Here is a 17,060-nt window from a genome sequence, read left to right as displayed (position 1 = left end):
CGACGGGCTTGTGCACCGTGCCAACGAACTACTGCGAGGCATTCTAACACCCGTGCGGCGCGCCACGCGGGCCGTCAATAGTCGCCGGGAAGCCCGCGCAGCGTCGTCGGCGAGTTGTTTAAGCAAGTTTTGAGAAACGCTTGACAGGCTCCATCCTGCCGCTATAATGGCGGTCTTTGCTGTTCATCACCTGCCCAGGTGGCGAAATTGGTAGACGCACTAGGTTCAGGTCCTAGCGGTGGCAACACTGTGGAGGTTCGAGTCCTCTCTTGGGCACCAAGATTCAAAACTAAAGCCGCCATGTTGTATGGGCGGCTTTAGTTTTTGTGCAAAGCGTTTTGTGCAAAGCGTTTGGTTTGATGGTCATGGAGTCTGATTACTGGCCGCCGGCATTAGATGCGTTGCTCGTAGTTGTAAAAGCGAAGTTTGTTTATAGCGGGGATTGACACGCTGCATCAGCCCGCTAAAATAGCGTTCTAGCTTGAAGACGTGCCCAGGTGGCGGAATTGGTAGACGCACTAGGTTCAGGTCCTAGCGGTGGCAACACCGTGGAGGTTCGAGTCCTCTCCTGGGCACCACAGTTGTTCCGGCGCAAGCCGCAGTAGTTCGAGAAACCCCGTAAGGCCAACGTCTTACGGGGTTTTTTGTTGTCTATAGATCCATTGCGTTCTACTGACATCGGCGATTTGTGCCTCTACCCACCATCACGCATCGTTAATGCAGGACGGTCGGCCACGTTCATTAGTCGACCCTGAACAATTCGGAGCTCCTTGTGCAGCAGAGCTTTGAGGCCGAAATGGTGTTGTGAGAATTGCAGGAACCTGGCACATTAACGCGAGAACCCTGCATTTTTCGACGAGGTGCGGATGGGTCCGAAGACACCTGTGACGGAGGGAGATTTTTTCCGCCAACCGCTGCGCGAACAGATCAACCTGAAGCATCCGTTGATACGTTTGGCCGACCTGATCAACTGGGCGCGACTGGGCGCGTCGATGAGCGAAAGCTTTGTATCGCGCAAGGGGCGACCGGCGACGTCGCCCAGACTGATTGCCGGGCTGCTGTATTTGCAGCACGCGTTCGACCTGTCCGACGAAGAGGTCGTCTGGCAATGGGTTGAGAACCCCTACTGGCAGGTCTTTACGGGCGAGACGTATCTCCAGACGGAGCCGCCAATCGACCCGTCGAGCCTGACGCGCTGGCGCAAACGACTGGGCGAAGCCGGCGTTGAAGAATTGCTCGCCGAGACGATCGAAGCAGCGAAGCGCGCTGGCGTGATCAAGGCCTCGAGCGTCAAGCGCGTGATTGTCGATACGACTGTCATGGAGAAGGCGATCGCACACCCAACCGATTCGCGATTGCTCGAACGGTGTCGCGAACATCTGGTGAAGGCTGCGGCACGGCATGGTCTGAAACTGAGGCAAAACTACAACCGCGAGGCGCCGCGACTGGGGCTGCAGATTGGCCGCTACGCTCACGCGAAGCAGTACAAACGCATGAGAAAGACATTGCGCACGCTGCGTTCGCGCGTTGGACGGGTGATGCGTGATGTGGAGCGGCAGCTCTCCCACGTGCCAGACTCAGGTCGTGTGGCGTTGCAGGAGTTAATTGGTCGCACGAAGCGCATCCTGGCGCAGAAGCCGAAGGACAAAAATAAGCTCTACGCGCTGCACGCACCGGAAGTTGAATGTCTGGCAAAGGGAAAGGCCCGCACGCCCTACGAATTCGGCGTGAAAGTGTCGATCACGACGACCCACAAGGAAGGCCTGGTCGTTGGCATGCGCTCGATGCCGGGCAATCCGTATGACGGGCACACGCTGGCTGAAGCGCTGGAGCAGGCGGCAATCCTGTGCGACGACACGCCAGAAGTCGCCATCGTCGATCGCGGCTACAAGGGTGTCGCCGTCGATGGCGTGAAGATCTATCACCCGGGGTTGCGGCGTGGCATCACACGCGGACTACGAGCGATGATCAGGCGACGCAGCGCAATCGAGCCAGCCATCGGTCACATGAAGACAGACGGAAAACTTGATCGCAACTGGCTCAAAGGCGCGCTCGGCGATGCGATGCACGCGGTGCTGTGCGGCGCCGGTCACAACTTCCGGATGATCCTGAGGAAGCTGCGGCTTCTTTGTGTCTTCGTTCTCGTTGCCCTGTTCAACTGCCACACTGCCACCGAAGTGCCGGCGTAACGCGAATGGCACGAGAACCGAATTGTTCAGGGCCGACTCATTAGCTCAGACGCACGGCGCTGTTACGCTGCTGCACTTCAAGTCTTGGCGTTTTTCCGGCGACAGTTGCCGCAGCGCATTTGAAATAAGCTTGCCGACCAAGGATTGAATCGCCTCGTCGCTGACTGCTTGCGGTGTGCATATCTTCAAGAAGTGCAAGCCATTGCACAGACTCATCAGCGTCATCGCGACGGCGTCCTGCGACAAAGGCAACTCGCAGCCGCCATGCATGACATTCGCACGCAAATAGGCGCTGACTTCTCCCAGTTGTTCGTGGCGGAGCGCATTCACGCGCTCCCGGAATGCGCTGTCGCGGCGTGCAATGAGATGCGCCTCCAGCCAAAGCGGAAAGGAATCGCTTTGGAGAAAGCAGCGGCTGTAATACGCGGTCGCGCGCGAACCCATATCGTCTGCCCTGCCCCGATCCGCGACGATGGACTGCAGACCCGCACTTGCCTCGTCGGCATCGCGACGGAGCAGTTCCAGGAGTAGTTCCTGTTTGCAGTGGAAGTTGGAGTAGAAGGCGCCGCGCGTATAACCCGCCGCCTTGACGATGTCCTCTACGCTCGTCGCGGCCAAACCCTTTTCAAGGAAAACGCTCCGCGCAGCCTCGAACAGACGCTCTCGCGTCTGCTGTTTCCTCCGCGCGTGCGTCAGGCGTTCGTGCTTCATCGCGTAGCTCACCGGTGACGTTGCCGTCTGGACTCGCCGAGCCTCAGCGAGCACGTCAGATGGCGGGTTGTTCGACAGCTCTACCGGTGCACCGAGCGGCGCACCGGCCATTTCTGTATGTATAGATCATAACTGATTATATTGTCAATTAAAAAAGCAGGAATGGAAATAACGAACCGTCCCGGCAAGGACGTTCATCCTGACGTTACGCGGGCTCGGCTGCGGTCGCCGGCTGCGCGACGTTGACGTCGCCGAGGTAAACGCTTTCGCCCAGTTCGCACTCGCGCGACGCCTTGCCGAGCGCGTGAACTATCTGCACCCGGTAGAGGCCGCTGTCCTTTGCGAGGCCCAGGAACCGGAAATCGCCGAACGCGTCCGACACCGTTTCGGCAATCTTCTCGCCACGCGCGTACAGCACGACCACGGCATCGGCAACACACTCGACGATGCCTTTCACCTCGGCACTCACGCTTCCGCCGATAAAGCAGCTTTCCCAGCGCTCAAGGCCGCTGTACCACACGCGAGGTTTTGTGCCGAGGCGCGGTTGCAAAACCTTCAGCCCTTCTTGCCTCGCCTTTTCCGCCATCTTTGCGTCGTCCAGCTTGACCGTTTCGAACACGCCGGTCGGGCATGACTGTTCACATCTGGGACGTTGCCAACCCCCGTCGAGCAGGTGGGCGTCGAAGATCCACGTCTGCGGCAGTTGCAGTTCCTCGTTCCACACGATCGCCTTGTAAGGGCAGGACTTCACGATATCCTTCCGCCCGCGCGCCTTCTCAGGATCGATGATGACGATGCCGTCGGCGCGTTTGCGAACGGCGCCGTCACCCGCTCGCACGCATGGCGCGTCGTCGCAGTGATTGCACATCACGGGCAGGTACGTCGTGTCGACCATGTGCGAGCGGCCCTGCACACGGCGCAAGATCCGGATGGGGCTCCCGGCGTCGGCCACGGCGGGCGCGGCGTAACCGGGGAAGTCGTTGCCGACGTGCTCGTCGCGCGCAGCGATGACGCAGTTCTGGCAGTTCTCGCAACGTCCGACCTTGACAATCAGATTCCATTTTTTCACGCTGTGCTCCTTACGCTGCGCGGGCGAGCAGAAACGCTTCGGCGCCTCGCCATTTCTCGACCTGTACGAGGCATGAATTCGGGCTCATGCTGCTCGTTCCTGCCGTTTGGGGCCGGTCGGGTGTCAGCATATTCATGCAGCCACCAATTTCGACGCGCTCGCCGTCGATCTCGATCAATTGAAACTCAGCGCTCGCCTCATATGACTTGACGACCCCTGCGGTGACCAGCGGCGAAACGTCGGCTGCGCAGATCACAGCACCGCGGTCGTTGTAGACCTTGACGAGCTCGCGATGACCGATGCATCGCATCGCCGCATCCGCCGCGCTCAACCTGAGGAGCCAAAAACGGTGCCCGCCGATGAGCGCGCGATGATCCTCGACACTGTTGATGGACGAATTTTTGCCGTCACAATGCGTATGAAAGCTGTAACGGCTGTGCGTGGCGATCAGTTGCAATGGGTATCGGTGAGCGAGGTCCGAGCGCAGCCCTTCCCACGACGGGATATAGCGGTTCAGCGGCGGCCGCTCAGGGTTGTCCGCTGTATGTCGCTTGAGCAGTTCGGGAATGAACTCGAACTTCCCGCTCGGCGTTTGCAGCCCCATGCCGAATTTTTCGGCATGCTGCGACGGCAGCGGATGAGGTTCTTGCAAGTCCTTGCGACGGCCCTGCGCGAACCAGCGCATATCCGGCGGCTGGCACAATTCCGCTTTCTCGGGCGGCACGACGAAATAGCCTTTGCGGCAGAAATCTCGCCACGAGATGTGATCGGGTAAATCCGACGATTCGAACACGCGCTTGACCCAGTCGAGTTCGCTGCATCCCTCGGTGAACACGCCGCCGAGGCCGAGCCGGGTCAAGATTGCAGTGAAGATGTCGTAGTCGGAGCGCGACTCGCCCAGTGGCTCGATGCATTTGTGCTGCATGGTCATGATGCGATGATTGACCGTGTTGAAACCATGATGTGCGTAGCCGCCGGAATTCGACCATTCGCCGATGTCCCACCGCTCGAGCGACGTGCACGCGGGCAGGATGATGTCGGCGAACTGCGCCTCGCCTTCCATCCAGATCGACTGGTTCACGACGAACTCGATGCTCGGGTGGCGGTAAGCCTCGGCCCAGCGTCCGGATCGGGTCACCGTGCTGAAGGCAGAGCCGCCATATCGGTAGATCATGTGGATGGGCGAGTAACCGGGCATCGGGTAGCTGAACGGCGCAAATTGCGCTTCCTGAGAAATGCCGTCCCATAGATATCCGGTCGCACGGCCGTTGATAATCGCGTCGGGCAGTTGTTGGCGCGGCACCATCTGCTTGACCGGATTCATGGTGAGAATATGCGGCATGCGCTGGTAGTTGTTCACCGCGTTCGCGGTCCAGGCCAGGTCGCCGGACATGCCGCCGTCCGCATAGCCAGGAAAGTAGAACTGCAGATCGTGCGGGACCCCGATCTCCAGGCAGCCGAAATTGACGCCCGGCTTGCCCCAGCCTTGCATCGCCATCATCATGACCATGCAGCGCGCCCATTGCGCGCCCGTGGCGCCGCGTGCGGCACCGCCAAATCCCGCTCCTGTCATGCCGACGGCGAGATAGACCTTCCTGTTCCCCCAGCGCCGCGCGAGCGCGCGGACATCTTTTGCAGGAACGCCGGTTTCCGGCTCCTGCCATTCAGGCGTCTTCGGCACACCATCGGATTCGCCGAGCAGATAGGCACGCCACTCGTCGAAGCCGGTCGTGCGCGTGGCAACGTAGTCTTCGTCATATAAACCTTCAACGACCCATACGTGCATGATGGCAGTGGCCAGCGCCGCATCGGTTTGCGGCCGCACGGGAATCCACCGTCCGCCGAACAGCTGGGCAGTCGGATTGCAGTGCGGATCGATGTGCACGAACTCGATACCAAGCTCCTTCGCCCACAGACGCCTCGCTGTTCCTTCGAACCCGGCATATGCGCCATTGGTGCTCTCCGGATCGCAAGACCAGAACACGATCATCTCCGCTTCCTTCAGGCAATCTTCGACGCCGCCGTAGCCGGACGGCACGCCGACCCGCATCGAGTTGCCGAAGTGATGCATCGCCCCCCAGTACCATCCCTCCCAACTGTCCGGATTCGCGGCCACGCGGGTGAACCCGATAAGGTTCGCAAACCGGGTCAGCGCGCTCAGGTAGTAGCCGACATTGCCCCATTGGTGATGGGAAGACATGGGAAACGTGATCGAACCGGGGCCATGAACGCGCTTTTGCCGGTTGATCTCCCGCGAGACGATGTCGAGAGCCTCGTCCCAACTGATCGGCACATAGCCGGACGTGCCGCGGTTTTGCGGATTGCGTTCGCCATCAGGGTCGAAGTCGACCCGCTTCATCGGGTGAAGAATGCGCTTGTCCGAGTAGACGAGTGACTTGATCGCCAATGCGTGCGGCGCGACCATGCCTCGCCGCGGCGGGCTGAAACGGCGTCCGCGCGCCTCGATCTCCCAGCTTGCTGCATCGGAGCGATCCAGGTCTATCGGCGTGACCCGGACGATGCGGCCATCCTTTACATAGACGAACAACGGCCCGCCGTTCGTGCAAGTCGCATAGCGCCGCGTGCCATCGCGCATCGGCGTACCCATCGGCAGGCCGACGGTTTGCATCATGCTCAGTGTTTGCATGAGCCAGACCAGTAGCTCGTCGTCGCCTTCCGTCACGACCTTGAAATTCTTCGCCGCATGCACGATCTCGGCCTGATCGGGACGTGGAGAGAGGAATTTGAGCGCGGTGGCGACATCCTTGAATGCGATGCGTACGTCCGGCTTTCGGCGCGTGTCAGCAAGAGAACGGACTCGCCCGTTCTTTATCTGGATTGCGCGCCCCATGCTTTCGTCCATCAGTCCGATCGAGGCGACCAGGTCGTGCTCTTTCAGCCGACGTCGATAAGCCGGAAAGCGGCGTGCCGTCAGTTCGAGAACTTTGGGCAGCGCAAAAAGAATGGTCTTGAGGACCTGTCGTTTCATCATTCGATCCTATGTGAGCTTTGTGTTGGAAGCGCAGCGGGCGGACCTGCGCTAGAACGTGTACGCCACGTTCACGAAAACGCTCACGGGATCCAGCCTGAGCGTGGATTTCGACACGACCTGGGTTCCCAGGGCGGTCTGCCCGTGCAAGGTCAGGTTGGTCTTGACCGGCATATAGTTGACGTTGCTTCCAACGGACCAGTGCTTTGTGAGCGCGTAACTTGCGCCTAGCTCGAATACCGGATTCCACGACGAACTGAGCGTTGCGTGCGCCGATCCGCCGGGCCCAAAGCTTCCTTCGACGAACGCTTTGTTAGTAGCCCGTACCTGTGTGAACCACGTATAGTTCACGCCGAGCCCTATGAATGGCCGGAACGCCGAGCCGGCCGAAAACAGGTGATAGCGAAGTTCGATCGCCGGCGGCATGGGCTTCGTCGTGCCGAGATTGCCGTACTTCGCCAGCGTCCCCTCCCCAATCAGGTCGACCTTCACTGGAAAACCCAGAAGCGCCGCAACGCCGATGCTATCCGTCACGTAGTATTCGGTTGTGATCCCCACCGTATCCGACGTCGATGCGTGCGCCCCTGTGCCCGTGAGCGTCTGATTCACTGGCTGCCCGCCAACGCTCTCGACCGTGAGCGGCGTTGCGTGACCCTGTGGCGCCACATGCAACCATCCGAGCGACAGCGTCATGCTGCCTGCACTCTGCGCGTGGGCCGCATCAGTCAGCGCGATCCCGCAGACGCACGCCACCGCTCCGGCAATGCCGGTTCTCCTCTGCTTCGTCATTGTTTTCTCCTGTCTCCAGTTGCCGCAACTGTTATGAATTGGGGCTTGTCCATGCCACTAGTGAGGCATCTTTTTCATTTTTAATAGTCGTACTAAATTAATTAAATCGTACTCATGCGATAAAAAGTCAATGCGCGCAAACGTCTTTGCGTGCGTCGACGTCCTATCGTCGCGTCCCTGCTACGGTGACTTCACCGCTCCTGCTGCTGGCGCACACAAGAAAACGAAATGGCGAACGGAAAGCGTGCGAGTGCCGAGGCCGCCAAAGCCTCCTGCGCGAGATCGGGAAGTTCAACGCGCAGCGCAAGACCCCTTGTTGCGTCTTCAACGACGCTAACGCTGGCGCCTTCGATGCCGACCGCCGCAAGAGCGCAATCAACTGCGTCTACCGTCTCGCGCCGTTTGAGCGCGGGCTTGAAAATCTTGCCGACAGCCGTCAGCGGCATGGAGTCGACGATGCGGATCGCCTTCGGCAGCGCGGCGCGCTCTTGAATCTCGCCACGCAAGAAGTCGAATAATTCCGCCTCTGTCGCGCTCATGCCCCGCTTCGTTTCGACATAAGCGACGGGCAGCTCCCCTGCGTGTGTATCCGGGCGGCCCACCGCCGCGGCGAGACGTACCGCCGGATGACGATGCAGCGGTTCTTCAATTGCCGCGGGATCGATGTTGTGTCCGCCCCGGATAATCAGCTCTTTTTTGCGGCCGGTGAGCCAGAAGTACCCGTCGGCGTCACAACGGCCGAGGTCGCCCGTGTTAAGCCAGCGGCCGCCGTCGCCCGTATCCATCCAGATGCCGCTGTTCTGCTCTGCTCTCGCGTAACCGACGAATACATTCGGGCCCGAGATCAGCAACTGTCCGACTTCATTTGCAGCGCAGTCCCGAACGTAGCTTCCGGCTTCGTCGACCACCACTGCTTTCATCGCCTGACCAGGCAGACGCAGACCGATCGAGCCGGCACGGCGCTTGCCAAGCGGCGGGTTGACGCTGCTGACGCAACTGCCTTCCGTGAGACCGTAACCTTCGAGAATTCTTATTCCCGTGCGGGCCTGGAATGCGCGGAGCAACTCAACCGGCATGGGCGCGGCGCCGCATAGTGCGTATTCGAGTGAACCGATATCCCGGCCCTCGACTGGAACATCCATCAATGAACCATAGAGGGTCGGGACGCCGCTGAAAAAGTTGATCCGGTAGTGCTCGACGATTTCCCAGAAACGCTTGACGACGCCTTCGCCCCGATAGCCCTGTGCCGTGCCGAGCACGACATGCGCGCCGCGCGAAAACGCAAGCAGCCCCGTCACCGTCACGGCGTTGACGTGAAAGAGCGGCAGTCCGCAGAAAATCGTCTTCCCGGGTCCGACGCTCTGCCCAAGGAACCGGCCGGCGCTCCACGCGTTGGCCACTTCGTTGCCGTGTCGGCGCATCGCGATCTTGGGCAGCCCGGTCGTGCCGCCCGTGCAGAAATAGGAAGACACGTCGTCCGGGTTCATCTGCTGCGCGGTGCAAAGCGCCTCGCCCGACTCGCGCGCAACTGCCGTCGCGAAATCGTGGAACGCAATCTGCGAGGCCACGGCGCGACTCTCGCCGACAGGTTCGTGCTGCGGCGAGCATTCGCCGGCTCGAACCGTCTGGGCCGGAGCCGCCCGGTCGCTGCGCGCTTCGCCGGCGAGATCGACCAGCACGACATGCCTGAGCGAAGGCACCTTATGCAGAACCGGCTTCACCTTCTGCCAGAAGTCAGTGCCTGGGAACGGTGCCAGCGTGACAAGCACGGCAGCGCCCGACGCCTTCAGCAATTGACCGATCGCCTCGCCTTCGAGCATCGGGTTGATCGCACAGACGATCCCCACCGCCTCGCCGCCCCAGATCACACAATGCGTCTCGGGCAAATTGGGCAGCACATAGGCGACGACGCTGCCGCGCTGTACTCCGAGGCGCGACAGCATGTTCGCCGTGCGCGTGATATCGCGCACGAGTTCGCTGTACGTCCAGTGTTTCGCGTTCGCGTAATCGTCGGCAGTTGCGAAATACGAGAGCGCCGGTGCAGATGGATCGATCGCGGCGCCCCGGCAGATCATCTCGTAGGTGTTCGACGGCAGATCGGCCGGTTGTCCTTGCGCTTCGATAGCAAGAACGTCCTGTAGGTTGGCGACGCCTTTCATGCTGCCTCTGCGATGACCAGGTTACGCTGTACCCCAAGGTCGATCGAACCGTCGGGACTGGCGATACGCGCTTCCACCACATCTCCGATGCTCAAATACTGCGGCCGCTCGGACTGCATCTTGAGGAACATGCGCCACTTTTCCGCTTCCGGAAGTTGCGCCGCGGCGCGCTGCTTCTCGGGCGATGGAACGATGAGCGCGCAGCCGGACGGCGTCCCCGTCGCGAGCAGGTCGCCTGCGTACAGGTCATGCACTCCGGACAGTTCAGTCAAAGTCTCCGCCGGACCGTAGACGAGACCCGCCGTCGAATCGCTCTGGCGAACCGCGCCGTTGACAGTCAACGTCAGCTTCAGCTCCTTCAGCTTGGGAATGTCGTGCTGTTGAAGCAGACAGAGGTATGGACCGACTGGGCCGAACGTGCGGTAGCTCTTGCCCTTGTAGAACTGCATTTGCGGAATCTGGATGTCTCGCGCCGAATAGTCGTTGACGATGACGATGCCCGCGACGAAGTCGTGGAGATTCTCCTCGGTAACCGTTTGGCGCGATTTGACGTTGCGCTTGAGAACAAGGCCCAGTTCGATCTCGTAGTCGAGAAACTGCACCTCCTTGGGCTTTACCAACCGGGAATCGGCGGCAACGATACAGCTAGACGCCTTCGTGAAGATCATGTTGAATTTCTTCACATCAGGGTCCAATCCGGACTCGATCATATGCTGGCGGTAATTGGCGCCCTGGCAGATGAACTGCTGATCCGCCGTGACTGGCGAGAGCCACTGCACGTCCGACTCGGCGATCTTCTGGCCGTCGAGGTACAGCAACTGCTCGACAGGATTGGCCTCGATGAACTCCGCGGTCGACTTGAACTCGCCGGGGATGGGCGTAATAGCGCCATCGGCCACGACGCCCCAATGTGCGCGGCCCTCATGCAGGTAATGCAGAACGTGAACTGGCATAGGTCGATCTCCGGATTCAAAGAAAAGGTGTGGTGTCACGCGAAAATTCTGGCCAGCGTCCTCAGCTTGCTCAGCGTGAGATCTGGGCAGCGTCGCAAATTCGAAATCAATGTGGCAATGCTCGCGGGAGTGAATCGAGGCCTCGTGAAACTGCGTGGCATCGTGGGCCCCCACTGAGCCATCGCCTCGCGGCTCACGGCATGAATGCCCGTTAGCGCGGCGGACGTGAACAGATCGCCGTCGCAGTAGTGTTCATGCTTGTCGCCCCATGGGTCCTGCCAGTAGTCGAATATCTGGCTGCCGAGAATATGGCGGCCGATGCCCCACGCGTGCGTCCAGCCTTTGTCGCGCAGAACGCGTTGGCCCATACCGACCGCGTCGGCGTCCACGACTTCGTAAGCACTATGGCTGTAGGTCGCCACGAAGCCCTGTGCGAGCGCGAGCGTGTGATGGTCGGCCGGCTCGTCACCGAGATCCAGCCGCAGGAATGCAACTGCCGGCGAACCGTCGGGAAGCACCTGTACGTCGCTCGGAATGAAGCCGAAGTGCCGCGTGTACCACGCACAGGTTTCCTGATAGTCGGCGAGTTCGAGCACGACATGCCCGAGCCGGATGACCTCCGGCGGCTGTTGGGGCGGCCGCTGTGTATCGTTGATGCGGACTGCCGCATCGAAGGAATTGAAAGGCAACGGCTGCCGATGGGGCAAGGCCTCTGCCGGCGACTGGCCCCATATCGCATCGACTCGGAAACCCGACGGATCGGTTAGCTGAACGACATAGCCGCCGCCCAGGAGCGCAGACGCTTGCACTTGGGACGCGCCCGGCAGGTTGGCCAGTGCATCGAGTTCGGCCATGCTGCCGACCTGCAGACCGAAACCGGCAAAGCGGGCTTTCTGCGCCTTGCGCACGGCATAGCAGAAATGCGAAGCCCCGGTACCGCGAAGAAGCAGGAGCGCTTCGTCCCGCGATACGGTCAGGAGCCCGAAGTCGTTGAGAAATCGTTCTGCCTGCTCCAGATCAGGCCGATCGAACATCAGATAACTCAATGCCGTTGCTTTTGCGGTCGGGTTGGCGTGACGAGCAGGCTGTGCGGTAGTGATTTTCATGGCGGGATGTGATCAGGCGATCGTAGTGACCGATGCGGTTTCGAAAGCCGGCGAACCGGCAGCGCGCGCAGACGGTAGAAGATGTCGGCGCCCACCGAGGTTGCCGACGGAACCGTGAACTAGAGGGGTGCCTGGACAGCAGCGGGACAGGCCTGTCACGCGACGGCTCACGGGTTGCCGGGCAATCGCTGTCTCCGCTGGCGAGCATTTCGCCGCCACGGCATGAACGACGCATGACGCCGCCGCCATGCGCGGAAGAATGAGGTAGTGCCGGCCGGTCGGCGCGACACCCTTTCGGGTTGCTGTCTCCACAGTCACTCCATCTGTTTTCGTTAGACCGGCCGTTGCGCCGTTGATGACATTAAACTCATCGCTGATTGTTTTGTCAACGTAGACGTTCGAATCTATACTGTGGACATAACCAGATCAGGATTGAACATGACAAACACGACAAATCGCCGGACAGCGCCGCGTCCGGCGCGTAAGGCGCCCGTCTCGCCGGCTCCCGCCGTCGAAGAACGCGAGCCGCGCGGCGCGCGCCGCAAACGTGAGACACGCGCGCGGCTGCTGGACGCGGCGCTCAGATTGATGGCCGAAAAAGGCATGGAGGGCGTGGCGATCAATGAGATCACCGAGGCGGCAGACGTCGGCTTCGGCTCGTTTTACAACCACTTCGAGTCGAAAGAGGCGATCTACGCGACGCTGATCGACAACGTGTTCGAGGAATTTGCGGACATGCTCGATCGTCTCGCGGCCGGCATTTCCGATCCTGCCGAAGTGGTCTCGGTCTCGGTGCGCCATACGGTGCTGCGCGCCAGGCGCGACCCGGTTTGGGGACGTTTCCTGATTCGCGAAGGGTTCTCTGCTCGCGTCGTCAGCCGCGGGCTAGGCCAGCGACTGCTGCGCGACATTGGAAACGGCATCGCTGCGAAGCGTTTCATCGTCGCAGATCCGTTTGTCGCGTTTCTGGCAGTGGGAGGCACGGTCCTCTCAGTGATTGCAGCCGATCTGAACTTTGCCGCACCTGGCGCAACCGCACCGGCAGTGCTCGCAGAACTCGGCTTTAGCGGCGAGCATTTCCCCGAGCGCACGGCGGCCGTGCTGCTGCAAACGCTGGGTCTGAAGCGCGCGGAGGCAGAAAAGATTGCGGCGCGTCCGCTGCCCGTCGTGGACGAGGCCGCCGAGGAGCAGTGACACCCCCGATGCCGCTCGCACCACGCCCATAGAGCGCGATACGCGGCTCGCGGAGCTGCTTTAATTCTCGCCGCGCGGGACCGATCGGTCGGCGATCGTTGCAGCGCTATCGGACAATCGGGGACATGCCAGTGCCGCCTTCTCCGTTTTGACAGATGTCGCCGCAGGTCGAAGGCCCGCCTCCGTCGATGTGCTGGAGAACGCGCGCACGGCCTGCGCGATCTGTGTAGCGATGGTCCGTATCGCGCGCCGATGACCATTCACCATGGCCTGATAGCCGTCTTGCACCGGCTCGCTCACCACGCTGCGACAGGTCAATGTCTGGCTACCGGCGAGCCTGTGAACGTTCCATACGACGTCGATCAGTACACGCGATCCAGGCCACGATTCGAAACGCTGAACGTCTGCAGCGATCTGGTAGGTCGGAATATCCGCGTCGTGCGCGACGCTCTCCCCACTCGGCGCGCCGCCGGCCTGCTGATTCACGCCGGCCAGAAGCGCGTAGCGGATCTCGTCGGGAAGCGGGGACGCCCACCGGTCATCCTCCAGCACCTTCACCTGCGCCGCGTCGACCTGCACGACAAGCTGACTTCTGGCGACGGCGGGCGGCACCTTGACCGGACGCATATCTATCCCGAAGGCCGGACTCGACGTGCTGTTCGCAATCGTCGGCTGCGCGTCGGCAACCAGCGTATAGAAGTGCGTAGGCGGCGACGCGCATCCGGCTAAAGCGGCGAGTCCAACGGCGGCAGCGATACACGCCGTGGTGCGCAACGGGCGTGGGTATTTCAGTGTCATGGCTTATCTCCTTTCTTGCCCACCAGCAGCGCCTGCGGATGCCGCTCAAGGTAATCCGCGAGTGCGTTGAGCGATTGCAGCGTACGCGTGAGCTCCTGCATCGCGTTCTGAATGTCCGACTGCATGGGCGCGGTCTGCCGGAGCGTCGATTCAGCGGTGCTGAAGGTTTTTTGCGCGGCCGCGAGCGTGTCACGGGCTTGCGGGACGATCTCCGTGTCCATATGCCCGAACAGCCTGTTGGCGTTCGCGAGCGCGCCGTTCAGATTGGCGCCGATCTGGTCGAACGGCACCTGGTTCAGTTTTCTTGCGATGTCCGCGACTTGCACCTGTAGTTCATCCAGCGTATTGGGCACGGTGGGCAATTCAATCGGATTGCGGTGCACATCCACGCTCGCGCGCGACGCTTTCGGGAACATGTCGAGTGCGACATAAAGCTGTCCGGTCAGAAGGTTTCCGGTTCTCAGCTGCCCGCGCAGACCTTCCATCACGAGATGCTGCAACAACTCGTGGCCGCCGGGCGTGTCCGGCGCCGGCAGCGCCTCGCTGGAGCGGCGGCTGAGCCGGTCGGGATAAAGCGCCATGGACACCTTCATACTGAAGCTCTTCTGGCCTTCGTTGTACTCGATGCCGATGTCCGTCACCTGCCCCAGCGATATGCCGCGAAGGTCGACCGGCGCGCCGACGGACAACCCGCGAAGAGACTGATTGAATCGCATCACGACATTCAGCGGCGGGCCGTCGGCCTCGCGCATCGCGTCCGATTCGTCCGCGGCCAGCCGGAACACCGCCTTGTCGGCTGCCGGTTGTCCGGCCTCCTGTCCTGGCGGCGACTGGAACGCGAGCCCGCCCACGACGACCGTCGCGAGCGATTGCGTGTTCAGCTTGAGCCCGTTTGAATCGAGTCGTAGATCGACCCCGCTTGCATGCCACCAACGTGTATTGGTGGCGACATACCGGTCGAACGGCGCATTGACGAATACGTTGACCACCACGCCCGCTCCGTGCGGATCGAGCGAGAAGCCAACCACCTGACCGACCTGGATACGGTGGTAAAAAACCGGCGCGCCGATATCCACCGAGCCCAGCGACTCGCCGCGCAGCGTGTACTGGTGGCCAAGCTGCCCTGTCGTGACGATGGGCGGATTTTCGAGGCCGGAAAATGCGGTTTGCTTCTGGGCGGAACGGCCGATATCCACGCCGATATACGCACCCGAAAGCAACGTGCCCAATCCGGAGACGCCGCTTGCGCCGACGCGCGGGCGCACGACCCAGAAGCGCGTACCCTCGGTCGCGAATTTCTCCGCGTCCTTGCTCAACTGGATATTCACGATGACGCGGCGCAGATCCTTCGACAGCGTGATGGTTTGTACCGAGCCGATCTCGACGTCCTTGTACTTGACCTTTGTTTTGCCCGCTTCCATGCCGTCGGCGCTACTGAAGGTCACGCTCACCACGGGTCCTTTGTCCACGATGGATCGCGCCACCAGCGCAACGCCGATCAACGCTGAAATGAGCGGCACTAGCCAGATGAGCGACGGCAGCCAACGTTTGCGCGGCTTGAGTTCAGGGTTTGACAGGTTGGAAAGATGCATCGTTTGAGAACTCTTTCAGGATTGGCGGTTTTTGGTGATCAGCGTCGCAGCGGCGGCTACATCATGGGTTGAGCGGTTCAAGCACTACGTTGCATCCTCGTGGTCCCAGATGAGCCGCGGATCGAACTGATGCGACGCGAGCATGGTGAGCACCACGACCGCCGCGAAAGCGAGCGCGGCGGGACCCGCAGTGACGACGGCGAACGAGCCGAAATGCACTAGCGCGACCGTCAGCGCGACAACAAACACGTCGAGCATCGACCATCGGCCAATGCGTTCGACTATCCGGTACAGACTGGCTCTTTCGCGGGCGCGCCAGCGCGACCCTCGACGAGCGGCGAGCGCCAGAAGCGTCAGAACCAGGAGCTTGAGCACGGGCACGAGAACGCTCGCGACAAAGACCACGACCGCGAGCGGCCAGTCTCCAGATGTCCAGAAGTACGCAACGCCACCGAGGATCGTGTCGTCCTCGGAGCGACCCAGCGAAGACGCGTGCATGATCGGCAGCAGGTTCGCCGGAATGTAAGCAATTGCAGCGGCGAGCAGCAGACTCACGGTTCGCGTGAGACTGTCCGGGCGGCGCTGATGCAGTACGCTCGCGCATCGCGAGCAACGCGCGGTCACCTCGGCTTGGTGACCCGTCTGAACGAGACCGCAGGCGTGGCAGCCGACGAGTCCCGCGCGCCGCGCGCTGACGGCAGCCGAAGAATCGCGTTTGACTGCCCGCTCGGGCCTGGCGAAGCAAACACGTTTGCCGCTCGCCGACGACCAGCGAAGCCTCGTCACGCGAGCAGACTTCGATTTGTCTCCAATTGCCCAAAGTCCGCGGGGATCGAAGGCGGCAAGAATGCCCAGCATGACCGTCAGCGCCGCCAGTGCGAATACTCCGGGGCCGGCGATCACCTCGGCCATGCTGACCATCTTCACGATCGTCACCAGCACGCCGAGCATGAACACTTCGACCATGCCCCAAGGCCGCACGAGTTGCACTACGCGTAACGTCGTATCGAAATGCGGTGGCCGCTTGCCGAAGCGAAGCGGCACCAGCAGATACAGCAACGCAAACAGTTCGATCAGCGGAAAAAGGATGGCCGAACAGAACACGATGATCGCGACGACGCCCATGTTGCCCGTCCAGAGCGAGCGCACGGCGCCCCACAGTGTTGCCTCGGATGTCATGCCGTTTGCGCGCAGTCCGATCACGGGGAACACCTGCGCGATGCAAAACATGATCAACGCCGCGAGCGTCAACGCGCATACCCTGTCGAGCGCCGCACCGGCGGCTTGCAGCGCCGTCAGACTTGCACCGCAGCGGGAACAGGTCGCGACACGCCCCCGGACGTGTGAAGGCTTGCGAAACAGCATGTCGCATTCGTGGCAGGCAATGAGTCTCTGGTATTCCATATGGGATGAAGTGGAAATCCGTGGAGATGGACAGGCGGAAGGCCCGCAGCGCGTGTTTCGCGCCGCAGGTCTCAGATGCAGGCGTTGTGCAGCAGATATCGTTCGAT

Annotated in this window: 12 protein-coding genes and 2 tRNA genes; 4 read left to right on the top strand and 10 right to left on the bottom strand. The window is 61.2% G+C overall.

Translation table 11 applies throughout. The annotated features are described in order from the left end of the window. The first annotated feature begins 192 nt into the window (after nucleotides 1-192). The 3 genes from OH764_RS06435 to OH764_RS06425 all read left to right on the top strand — a co-directional run bounded on the left by OH764_RS06435 (nucleotide 193) and on the right by OH764_RS06425 (nucleotide 2,189). Nucleotides 193-279: transfer RNA gene (locus tag OH764_RS06435), tRNA-Leu, on the top strand. Nucleotides 280-491: 212 nt separating this feature from the next. Then, nucleotides 492-578: transfer RNA gene (locus OH764_RS06430), tRNA-Leu, on the top strand. Between the two features lie 288 nt (nucleotides 579-866). Continuing rightward, entirely contained in the window at nucleotides 867-2,189 is a 1,323-nt protein-coding gene (locus OH764_RS06425; RefSeq protein ID WP_498847578.1) for an IS5 family transposase, read from the top strand. Nucleotides 2,190-2,234: 45 nt separating this feature from the next. Here OH764_RS06425 and OH764_RS06420 read toward each other — a convergent pair whose 3' ends face one another. From OH764_RS06420 to OH764_RS06390, 7 genes are all read right to left on the bottom strand, one after another. Then, nucleotides 2,235-2,900 (bottom strand): TetR/AcrR family transcriptional regulator, encoded by a 666-nt coding sequence (locus OH764_RS06420; protein ID WP_498848442.1) that lies wholly within the window; start codon nucleotides 2,898-2,900, stop codon nucleotides 2,235-2,237. A gap of 205 nt (nucleotides 2,901-3,105) precedes the next feature. Beyond that, the gene (locus OH764_RS06415) at nucleotides 3,106-3,969 is read right to left on the bottom strand and encodes a 4Fe-4S dicluster domain-containing protein (protein WP_498848441.1); all 864 of its coding nucleotides are present in this window, start codon (nucleotides 3,967-3,969) and stop codon (nucleotides 3,106-3,108) included. A 10-nt stretch (nucleotides 3,970-3,979) separates the two neighbouring features. Next, complete coding sequence (locus OH764_RS06410; protein ID WP_498848440.1) at nucleotides 3,980-6,958, bottom strand: molybdopterin-dependent oxidoreductase family protein; 2,979 nt, start codon at nucleotides 6,956-6,958, stop codon at nucleotides 3,980-3,982. Between the two features lie 51 nt (nucleotides 6,959-7,009). Continuing rightward, on the bottom strand, nucleotides 7,010-7,747 hold the full coding sequence (locus OH764_RS06405) for an OmpW/AlkL family protein (RefSeq protein ID WP_498848439.1): 738 nt from the start codon (nucleotides 7,745-7,747) through the stop codon (nucleotides 7,010-7,012). Nucleotides 7,748-7,938: 191 nt separating this feature from the next. Then, nucleotides 7,939-9,906 (bottom strand): acyl-CoA synthetase, encoded by a 1,968-nt coding sequence (locus OH764_RS06400; RefSeq protein WP_498848438.1) that lies wholly within the window; start codon nucleotides 9,904-9,906, stop codon nucleotides 7,939-7,941. Then, nucleotides 9,903-10,859, bottom strand: a complete 957-nt coding sequence (locus tag OH764_RS06395; protein WP_498848437.1) for a fumarylacetoacetate hydrolase family protein — start codon at nucleotides 10,857-10,859, stop codon at nucleotides 9,903-9,905. Before OH764_RS06395 ends, OH764_RS06400 begins: the two co-directional genes overlap by 4 nt. A gap of 35 nt (nucleotides 10,860-10,894) precedes the next feature. Continuing rightward, on the bottom strand, nucleotides 10,895-11,965 hold the full coding sequence (locus tag OH764_RS06390; protein ID WP_498848436.1) for a VOC family protein: 1,071 nt from the start codon (nucleotides 11,963-11,965) through the stop codon (nucleotides 10,895-10,897). Nucleotides 11,966-12,403: 438 nt separating this feature from the next. Between OH764_RS06390 and OH764_RS06385 the strand changes: the two genes are divergently transcribed. Next, nucleotides 12,404-13,159 (top strand): TetR/AcrR family transcriptional regulator, encoded by a 756-nt coding sequence (locus OH764_RS06385; RefSeq protein WP_498848435.1) that lies wholly within the window; start codon nucleotides 12,404-12,406, stop codon nucleotides 13,157-13,159. A 60-nt stretch (nucleotides 13,160-13,219) separates the two neighbouring features. On the opposite strand, the gene OH764_RS06380 is transcribed toward OH764_RS06385, so the two are convergent. The 3 genes from OH764_RS06380 to OH764_RS06370 all read right to left on the bottom strand — a co-directional run bounded on the left by OH764_RS06380 (nucleotide 13,220) and on the right by OH764_RS06370 (nucleotide 16,953). Further along, the gene (locus OH764_RS06380) at nucleotides 13,220-13,957 is read right to left on the bottom strand and encodes a PqiC family protein (protein ID WP_498848434.1); all 738 of its coding nucleotides are present in this window, start codon (nucleotides 13,955-13,957) and stop codon (nucleotides 13,220-13,222) included. Further along, nucleotides 13,954-15,549, bottom strand: a complete 1,596-nt coding sequence (locus OH764_RS06375) for a PqiB family protein (RefSeq protein ID WP_498848433.1) — start codon at nucleotides 15,547-15,549, stop codon at nucleotides 13,954-13,956. Before OH764_RS06375 ends, OH764_RS06380 begins: the two co-directional genes overlap by 4 nt. A gap of 84 nt (nucleotides 15,550-15,633) precedes the next feature. Further along, on the bottom strand, nucleotides 15,634-16,953 hold the full coding sequence (locus tag OH764_RS06370; protein ID WP_498848432.1) for a paraquat-inducible protein A: 1,320 nt from the start codon (nucleotides 16,951-16,953) through the stop codon (nucleotides 15,634-15,636). Between the last annotated feature and the right edge of the window lie 107 nt (nucleotides 16,954-17,060).

The sequence above is a fragment of the Burkholderia sp. M6-3 genome (assembly GCF_050858985.1).
Classification (GTDB): domain Bacteria; phylum Pseudomonadota; class Gammaproteobacteria; order Burkholderiales; family Burkholderiaceae; genus Paraburkholderia; species Paraburkholderia caledonica.
This window is presented reverse-complemented; position numbering and strand designations above follow the sequence as displayed.

Coding starts and splice junctions, on each gene's coding strand:
- OH764_RS06405 (WP_498848439.1), bottom strand. CDS start 7,747: ATGACGAAGCAGAGGAGAACCGGCATTGCCGGAGCGGTGGCGTGCGTC.
- OH764_RS06380 (WP_498848434.1), bottom strand. CDS start 13,957: ATGACACTGAAATACCCACGCCCGTTGCGCACCACGGCGTGTATCGCT.
- OH764_RS06385 (WP_498848435.1), top strand. CDS start 12,404: ATGACAAACACGACAAATCGCCGGACAGCGCCGCGTCCGGCGCGTAAG.
- OH764_RS06370 (WP_498848432.1), bottom strand. CDS start 16,953: ATGGAATACCAGAGACTCATTGCCTGCCACGAATGCGACATGCTGTTT.
- OH764_RS06395 (WP_498848437.1), bottom strand. CDS start 10,859: ATGCCAGTTCACGTTCTGCATTACCTGCATGAGGGCCGCGCACATTGG.
- OH764_RS06400 (WP_498848438.1), bottom strand. CDS start 9,906: ATGAAAGGCGTCGCCAACCTACAGGACGTTCTTGCTATCGAAGCGCAA.
- OH764_RS06420 (WP_498848442.1), bottom strand. CDS start 2,900: ATGAAGCACGAACGCCTGACGCACGCGCGGAGGAAACAGCAGACGCGA.
- OH764_RS06390 (WP_498848436.1), bottom strand. CDS start 11,965: ATGAAAATCACTACCGCACAGCCTGCTCGTCACGCCAACCCGACCGCA.
- OH764_RS06375 (WP_498848433.1), bottom strand. CDS start 15,549: ATGCATCTTTCCAACCTGTCAAACCCTGAACTCAAGCCGCGCAAACGT.
- OH764_RS06425 (WP_498847578.1), top strand. CDS start 867: ATGGGTCCGAAGACACCTGTGACGGAGGGAGATTTTTTCCGCCAACCG.
- OH764_RS06410 (WP_498848440.1), bottom strand. CDS start 6,958: ATGAAACGACAGGTCCTCAAGACCATTCTTTTTGCGCTGCCCAAAGTT.